Source organism: Agrobacterium sp. MS2 (assembly GCF_003261015.1).
GTDB lineage: Bacteria > Pseudomonadota > Alphaproteobacteria > Rhizobiales > Rhizobiaceae > Agrobacterium > Agrobacterium pusense.
Genome location: NZ_QLNF01000084.1, coordinates 1 through 7,905 on the forward strand (window position 1 = coordinate 1; position 7,905 = coordinate 7,905).

The 7,905-nt window shown below is 60.0% G+C and carries 8 protein-coding genes; all 8 read right to left on the reverse strand.

Annotated features, from left to right (window positions below):
- Window positions 1-1,888, reverse strand: a 1,888-nt coding sequence (locus DOU54_RS20045; protein WP_113731772.1) for a DUF2207 domain-containing protein, incomplete at its 3' end; no start/stop codon positions are given.
- Window positions 1,889-1,909: 21 nt separating this feature from the next.
- Window positions 1,910-3,187, reverse strand: a complete 1,278-nt coding sequence (aroA, locus tag DOU54_RS20050) for a 3-phosphoshikimate 1-carboxyvinyltransferase (protein ID WP_022555660.1) — start codon at window positions 3,185-3,187, stop codon at window positions 1,910-1,912.
- A 74-nt stretch (window positions 3,188-3,261) separates the two neighbouring features.
- Window positions 3,262-3,813 (reverse strand): LemA family protein, encoded by a 552-nt coding sequence (locus DOU54_RS20055; protein WP_006699477.1) that lies wholly within the window; start codon window positions 3,811-3,813, stop codon window positions 3,262-3,264.
- A 78-nt stretch (window positions 3,814-3,891) separates the two neighbouring features.
- Entirely contained in the window at window positions 3,892-4,854 is a 963-nt protein-coding gene (locus DOU54_RS20060; RefSeq protein ID WP_020813609.1) for a glycine--tRNA ligase subunit alpha, read from the reverse strand.
- Between the two features lie 96 nt (window positions 4,855-4,950).
- Window positions 4,951-5,877, reverse strand: a complete 927-nt coding sequence (locus tag DOU54_RS20065; RefSeq protein WP_286079951.1) for an acyltransferase family protein — start codon at window positions 5,875-5,877, stop codon at window positions 4,951-4,953.
- Between the two features lie 258 nt (window positions 5,878-6,135).
- Window positions 6,136-6,330 (reverse strand): NfeD family protein, encoded by a 195-nt coding sequence (locus DOU54_RS20070; RefSeq protein ID WP_004440115.1) that lies wholly within the window; start codon window positions 6,328-6,330, stop codon window positions 6,136-6,138.
- Between the two features lie 20 nt (window positions 6,331-6,350).
- Window positions 6,351-7,217 (reverse strand): S49 family peptidase, encoded by an 867-nt coding sequence (locus DOU54_RS20075; RefSeq protein ID WP_006699473.1) that lies wholly within the window; start codon window positions 7,215-7,217, stop codon window positions 6,351-6,353.
- A 90-nt stretch (window positions 7,218-7,307) separates the two neighbouring features.
- Window positions 7,308-7,905, reverse strand: a 598-nt coding sequence (locus DOU54_RS20080; protein WP_286079948.1) for a tRNA1(Val) (adenine(37)-N6)-methyltransferase, incomplete at its 5' end; no start/stop codon positions are given.

The window sequence follows — 7,905 nt, forward strand, 5'->3', positions numbered from 1 at the left end:
CCCCGCCCCCGCCTGAGAAGCTGGAGCCGGAAGAGCTGACAGGCTGCGGAATGGTGGAGGCGATTGTGCTTGCCATAGAGGTTGAGAACCCGCCGATCCTGTCGCCAAAGCTGCCGTAATTGCTGCCCAGGTACCAGCCCGGCGCATAACTTGCCGCGGCGGCACCGGCGGCGGCGGTCGCGAGCCAGGTCTCGAACGTACGGCTCCAGGGCTTTTCGACGCCGAGCGCCACGGCATAGGGCAGCAGCGTTTCGAAATGTTGCGGCGACATGGCCGGCGCGCCCGCCATGTTCATCCGGTCCTTTTCGGCCAGCGTCAGATAGGTCCGCAGGCCTTCGATGCCATCCATCAGCTTGCGGCCGAGCGGCGTCGGTGCGCCCATCAGAAACAGGAACAGCGCATTGATGAGCACGATTCCGCCGATGGCGGCGAGCGCCAGTGACTTGGTGTCATGTGTAACGTCAAGCAGGATTTGCGTGGCGATGCCGCCAATGGCCGAAAAGGCCACGAAACCGGCAAAGGCCAGCATGACGATGCCACCGATCCGCTTGCGCAGCGGCGCGCCGCGCGAAAACTGCCGGCCGATGCCAATCGAAAGGATGCTGAAAAAGAAAGCAAAAAAGCCAAAGACCAGCACAGCGGCGATGGCGCTCTCATCCAGATCGCCAAAGACCAGCGTCGCAACGATGAGGGCGAGGCTGAGGAAGATACCGAACACGGTGTAGCCGGCATTGCTGCGGTAATACTTGCCGCGATGTTCTTTCTCTATCGCTGCGCGAAACTGTTTGCCGACCTTCTCGACCTCCGCCCCATGGGCCTTGTCGATGGTTAGTGTCTCCCCCGGCCCACCGATGGAGGAAAGCAGCGTCTTCTGTCCCGTCGGCAGGTTGTCGGCCGTCGCCTTTTGCGTGCGGCGGATGACGATGGCGTTCTTCAGGTCCTCCAGAACCACATAACCTTTTACGGCCAGATCAAGTGCCGAAGCGGAAAGCGCCGTCCAGCCTGCGCCGGAAAAACCGCGGTTATCGACGTAATTGACCAGCGCCGGGGAAAGTCCATCCGGCGCGTCCCAGCGCGGCACGACGACGCCTTTTGCCGGATCGCGGCCCACGGCGAACCAGGCTCGCAGATAATAGAGGAGCACGACGAAGAGACCGCCGCCCGAAAGGAGGATGGCGAGATTGTCCCGCAGCCACCACCCCGCCTCCTGCGTGGTGTCAGGAGCCGTGATAGCCCCCTTGGGCAGTTTCACCGCAACCGTCATGCCCTCGCCCACCGAAAAGGGGCGAGTGGAGGCGAAGAAAACCTCGTTGCCCTCACTGAGGATGCGGGCGTCCTTGCCTTTTGCGCCAAGCGGACCGGTGAAGACGGCGGTATCCGTCGCCTTGACACCATCAGGCAACGTGATGGTAGCGGAAATCTCGCCCATGGGGAATTGCCAGCCATTGCCGGTAACATTCCAGGTCAGCTCGTCATAATCGCTGAAATAACGGATCTGCCGTGCGGTGGTGTAGGTGATCTGGAAGATATGTTCGCCGGTCGGCAGAAAACGGTCGGCGCTGCCGGTATAGATGCGGATGCCGCCATCGATATTTTCGGTGCGCCAGTTCTCGGGCGCACCATCGCGCTCCACCGAAACGACGCTGAAATCCACCTTGGTGCGGCGGTTATTCGCATCCAGCGCATAAAGCGGAAAATCGCGGAAAATGCCGCGCTTGATGTTCTGGCCTTCGGCGCGGGCGGTGATGGTCTCCGTCACCGTCAGCTTTCCGTCTCGCGCAACCTCGATGACGGAATGATACGAACGGATGAACTCTTCCGCGAAAGCCGGGAAGGCCGCGCCCAGGAAGACGAACAGCGCGAGAAATCTTGCGGCGATGGTCTTCACGAGCGATCCCTCCTCAATGGCTCAGTGCTGCGGCTCGGCAGCGCTTTCCTTTTCGGTATAGTCGACGCCCAGCGAGGCGAGCGCCTTCCAGTAACCGGGATAGGTCTTGCCCACGCAGGCCGGATTCTGGATGGCAATGCCGCCGATCTTCAGTGCGGCCAGCGCAAAGCTCATGGCGATGCGGTGGTCGGCGAAAGTGTCGATGGAGGCCTTGACCGTCTGGCCCGCAAGCGAGGGATCGGAATGCACAATCAAGTCGTCGCCTTCCTCATGCGCCAGACCATCGCGGATTTCGTTGAGGCCGAGTGAGACGGCGCGGATTCGGTCGCACTCCTTGACGCGCAGATTGGCGATGCCGACGAAACGCACCGGCGTTTCGTTAAAGGCGGCGAGAACCGCAATGGTGGGAATGGCATCCTGCATCTGCGAACCGTCGATTTCAGCGGGCAGGTGGGGAAACTGCGCCATGACCTCATGGGCCTTGGCATCCGGCTGGGTGAACTTATCGGCCGGCGTGCCGATATCGATGGCGCCGCCGGTCAGAAGTTCAGCGCCCCAGAGATAGGTGGCGGCGGAGGCATCCGGCTCGATGTGGAAATCGGTCGCCGTGTAGCCGGTCGGATGCACGCGCCAGATGGCGTTGCTCACCCGCTCCACCTTTGCACCGAAGGCTTCCATGGCCGATGTGGTGAGATCGATATAGCCCTTCGCGCCGATATCCTCACCTTTGAGGATGATATCGACAGGCTTGTCGCCGCAGGCGGCGGCCATCAGAAGTGCGGACACATACTGGCTGGAAAGATTGGCGTCGATCGTGACGCTGCCCTTCGGGAAGCCAGTACCCTTGCCGCAGACGGTGACGGGCGGGCAGCCGGTCGGCGCCTCCGCCTCAACGCCGAGGGAGCGCAGGGCTTCCACCAGCGGCATGATCGGGCGTTTGCGCATATGCTCGTCGCCATCGATGATGACGGCGCCATCCACAAGGGCGGCAGCGGCGGTGAGAAAGCGGGTGGCTGTGCCGGCATTGCCGAGGAAAAGCGGCTTTTCCGGCTGATGCAACCCACCTGAACTCTCCACCACGAAGGTGGTGGCGTCAGGCTCGGTTACCTTGACACCCATCTCACGCAGCGCTTCTGCCATGTAAAGCGTATCGTCGCTTTTCAGCGCGCCCGTGAGACGGCTTTTGCCCTTGGCGAGCCCGGCCAGCAGAAGTGCACGGTTGGTAATGGATTTGGAACCGGGCGGCTCCACCTTGCCGGAAAGCGGGTGGCCGGGCGGGGTGATGGTCAGTTCGATCATGATCGTCGTCTTGTCAAAGAATGCGGCGCAAAGCCGGGCTATCGGAATATCGGCGGGAATTTGTGAGCCGGTGCTTAGAACTTCACCGTCGGCACGGCGCGGTCGGCCGGGTTGTCGATCTCGAAATAGGGCGCCTTGGCAAAACCGAACTGCCCCGCCACGAGATTGGACGGGAAGCTCTCCACCTTGACGTTAAGATCGCGGGCAGCGCCATTGTAATAACGGCGCGACATCTGGATCTCGCTTTCGATGGTTTCGAGCGAGCGCTGCAATTCCAGAAAGTTCGTATTGGCTTTCAGATCGGGATAGGCTTCGGCGAGCGCAAAGAGCTTACCGAGCGCCTGTGACAGCAGTCCTTCCGCCTGGGCGCGGCCTTCGACATCGCCCGCCGGCACGGCCTGCGCCCGGTTGCGCAGGTTGATCACCTCTTCAAAGGTGCTCTTTTCATGGGCCGCGTAACCTTTCACGGTCTCGATGAGGTTGGGGATGAGATCAGCGCGGCGCTTCAGCTGCACGTCGATGCCTGACCACGCCTCTTCCTTCATCTGCCGCGCCTTGACGAGACCGTTATAGATGAAGACGACATAAAGCGCGATTGCCGCGATGATTGCCAGCGTGATGAACATTCCCTACCCCTCCTCAAGAGGTGCGGACACCAGAACGGCGTCCGCACGTTAGACTGTTGCCCCGCCTTACATAAAGGTTCAGGCGGCCCTGTTCCAGTTCAGCCCGCCGGCATCCGTCAGCAGGAAGGCTTCGCCGCAGGCTTTCGCCAGCGTGCGCACACGCAGGATGTAGCTCTGGCGCTCCGTCACGGAGATCACGCCGCGCGCATCCAGAAGGTTGAAGACGTGGCTGGCCTTGATGCACTGGTCATAGGCCGGGAACACACATTTGTGCAGGCGCTGATTATCGTTGTCACCGGGCGCACCGGCGGCGAGAAGCGCCTGGCATTCCTTTTCGGCGTCGATGAAATGGCGATGCAGCATGGCCGTATCGGCGAATTCGAAGTTGTGGCGGGAATATTCCTGCTCGGCCTGAAGGAAGACGTCGCCATAGGAAATCTTCTCTTCGCCCTCGCGGCCATTGAAGTTCAGGTCGTAGACATTGTCGACGCCCTGGACATACATGGCGAGGCGTTCCAGACCATAGGTCAGCTCGCCCGCGACCGGCGAGCATTCGATACCGCAGACCTGCTGGAAGTAGGTGAACTGCGAGACTTCCATGCCATCACACCAGCATTCCCAGCCAAGGCCCCAGGCACCGAGCGTCGGGCTTTCCCAGTCGTCTTCGACGAAACGCACATCGTGCAGCAGCGGATCGAGGCCGATGGCCTTCAGCGAACCGAGATAGAGTTCCTGCAGGTTTGAAGGGTTGGGCTTCAGGATGACCTGATACTGGTAATAATGCTGCAGACGGTTGGGGTTTTCCCCGTAACGGCCGTCCGACGGGCGGCGCGAGGGCTGCACATAAGCGGCCTTCCACGGCTTCGGCCCAAGTGCGCGCAGCGTCGTGGCCGGATGGAACGTACCCGCGCCCACTTCCATATCGTAAGGCTGCAGCACCGCGCAGCCCTTGTCGGCCCAGTAATTATGCAGCGTCAGGATCAGCGCCTGAAAGGAACGCTTCGGGTTCATATGGTCGGGAACATCGGTCATTGCAGTCATCGCGGCGTTAGGAGGACAAGTAAGCATTGACTTACTTCGGATGCGGACTGGTGCCACGGCATGGCCTGAGGGTCAAGGTTTTATGCGAAGCGACGATCAGCCCACGGCCTCGGCACGTTGACCACCGATGCCACGGTCTGCGAATTTCCTGAGAAGCCTGATCACCGGTTTTTCAAACAGGAGATGTGCTGCAACCGAGACAGCCAATGCCGCAAAAACAACCACGATCCCCGCCGCAGGGCCCGGCGCTATGATCTTGTAGACTACGGAAATAACCAGCCCGTGCAGGAGATAAAGCGCATAGGAAGCGTCCCCGATGATTTCAAAAGGCTTCAGCCACGCGATGGGCCAGCCACCCGCTCTTTCGATCCACACACAGCCCACCACCAGCAGAAAGGCTGGCACGCCCCAGCTCGCGATGCGCAGAAGGCCGGATTGCTCACCGATACCGGCCGCGAAAGCGAAGCCGACAAAAGCAAGCACCAGGGCCGCAGCGCCGCTGCGCACGCCCGCAAAGGCAATCTGCGACAGGACAAGACCGGCGAGGAATTCCAGCAGCAGCGGCGAGGCCCAGATCTGCATGAAGGGAGACTGCCAGTCCGCCAGTTGCCCCAGGCAGACCATGCCCGTCAGGACAATGATCGTCACGGAAATGGGCGCGCGCAGTGCAAGACCCAACGCAAAAACGAGATAAAAGAACATCTCCATATTCAACGTCCAGCCCACCATCACGAGAGGCGTGACCTGGCCCGAAGCATCCGCATAAGGGATGAACAGCAAAGATTTCCAGAGATGGTCCATGGTAAAGGTGAATGTGGAAAACACGCCTGCCAGCGCGCCAAGGCACATGAGCAGTGTAACGGCCCAGTAGAGCGGCACGATACGGAAAAGCCGATGACGCAGGAATTTGGTGGGTGTCGCCTTATCGCCGACCATGCCCATCACGAATCCCGATATTACGAAAAACACATCCACCCCGGCGGCGCCTATCGTCAGAGGAGCCCCGACAATGTGAAAAAACATGACGGAAAGCGCGGCGACCGCCCGCAAAAACTGAATGGAATGAACTTTTTGCAAAACTACCCCGTCCGGCTGCGCAATGCGAGACTTCAGCCGGCTTAGGCCGAAGCAAAGCAGATCACCCTAAAATTTGTGGATCACTAATCGCACAATCGGGACGAAAATACTCGGCGAATTTCAGGGCTGTCCCGAAAAGCTGATTTTTGGGTTAACCCCAATCCTTCAGGACTGGCAAACGAGATTGTCCGGGATGACTGCGCCTTATGCCTCATCCTCACGCTTCACGCGGTACTCCCCCGTCTCGGGATCCTTAATCAGCGTGCCGATCGCTCCGGTCTCGCGTTCCTTCTCGCGCTGTTTCGATTTTGCCGAGAGCTTTTCCGCATCGCGAACGAAGCGGCGGTAGAGGATGATGGCCCCCACCACCAGAAGAATGATTGTAATAAGCTGCGCCATAAGGCTTTATTCCCGCGACATCATAGACCGAAACGCGACCACAATGCCTTTTCTTCGGCGACCTCCGCAAGACCCGCGACGGCGCCCGCTGCCAGCTTTGGGGTGTCGAGGCCAAACGCAGCATTCACACCAGGTACTTTTTTACCGAACAAAGTGCGCCCGCCGCTGACGAGCTGGAGCTTCACCTTTTCACCATAACGGCGGCGCAGAACCTCGCGCATGTCACCCAGCCCATCGATCAAGCCAAGGTCGAGGCCACGCATGCCGGTCCAGAACAGACCGGAGAAGATCGCCTCGTCGCCCTTTAGCTTGGAGCCGCGGCGCATCTTGACCATATCAATGAAAACATTGTGGATTTCGACCTGAAGCGACTTCAGGTAATCGATGTCGCCTTCCTTTTCCGGCTGGAAGGGATCGAGAATGACCTTGTTCTCGCCGGCCGTATAAACGCGCCGCTCCACACCGATCTTCTTCAACATTTCCGGAAAACCGAAGCCGCCGGAGACGACGCCGATCGAACCGACGATTGAGGTGGGGTCGGCGATGATCTCGTCGCCGGCAAGAGCGATCATATAGCCGCCCGAGGCCGCGACGTCCTCCACGAAGATGAGGACTTTCTTGTCCTTTTCCTCGGCAAGCTGGCGGATACGGTTATAGATCATCCGCGCCTGCACCGGCGAACCACCGGGCGAATTGAGCGAAATGGCGACGGCCGGAGCATCCTTGACGGCGAAGGCCTTTTCGAGAAGCGGCGCATAGGAAGCGAGATTGAGGGCGGGGCGGAACTGGTTGCCGCCGGCCATGATCGCGCCATGCATGCGCACCACGGGAATGACGAGCTCTTTTTTACGAAAGCGTTTCGGCACAAGAAGCTTCAGCAAACCCACCAATCAATCCTCACAGCAATGACTTCATCGACACGGATGTATGTATCGCCGGGCAAAACACAATGGCATGCGGCTAGCGTCACGGTGATTTTATAAGCCGGGTCTGATTGCCCTTACATTACGGGAATAGGCCGCACGACCATTGTTGAGGTCATCAACGAAGGGGGTGAAGGCGTGGCTGCCGGTCTCATGCATGATGAGCGGTGCGCGGAAGGACAGCCGTGCGCGCGATCCCTTGATGGCGGTTACGAGCATACGTACCGCATCCTCGCCGGGACGCGGATGGATGAGGGTGATTTCGATACCGCCGAACCGGCTGCCGCAGGCAGCAATGATCTCCGCCACTGATTGTGGCCTCGAAATCAGGGAAAGCTGCCCGCCCGGGATCATGATCGCACCCGCGGTCCTGATCCAGTCTTCGAACAGACCCTCCGTCATCGCATGGGCCTCCGCTTTCAGAGCATCCGGCGTGCGGCGGTCGCCCGCATCATTATAGGGCGGATTCATGATGACGTGATGGAAATGATCGTCGGGCAAACCCGCTTCCACACGGGCTTTCGCGCGCAGCGTCACATCCGCTTCGCGCACCTCGACGCGGGCCGAAAAGGCTGCATTGTCAAGCAGTTCCAGACTGCGGCGGGCAAACTGCGCCATTTCCGGCGAGCGCTCATAGAGCGTCACCCTGGCC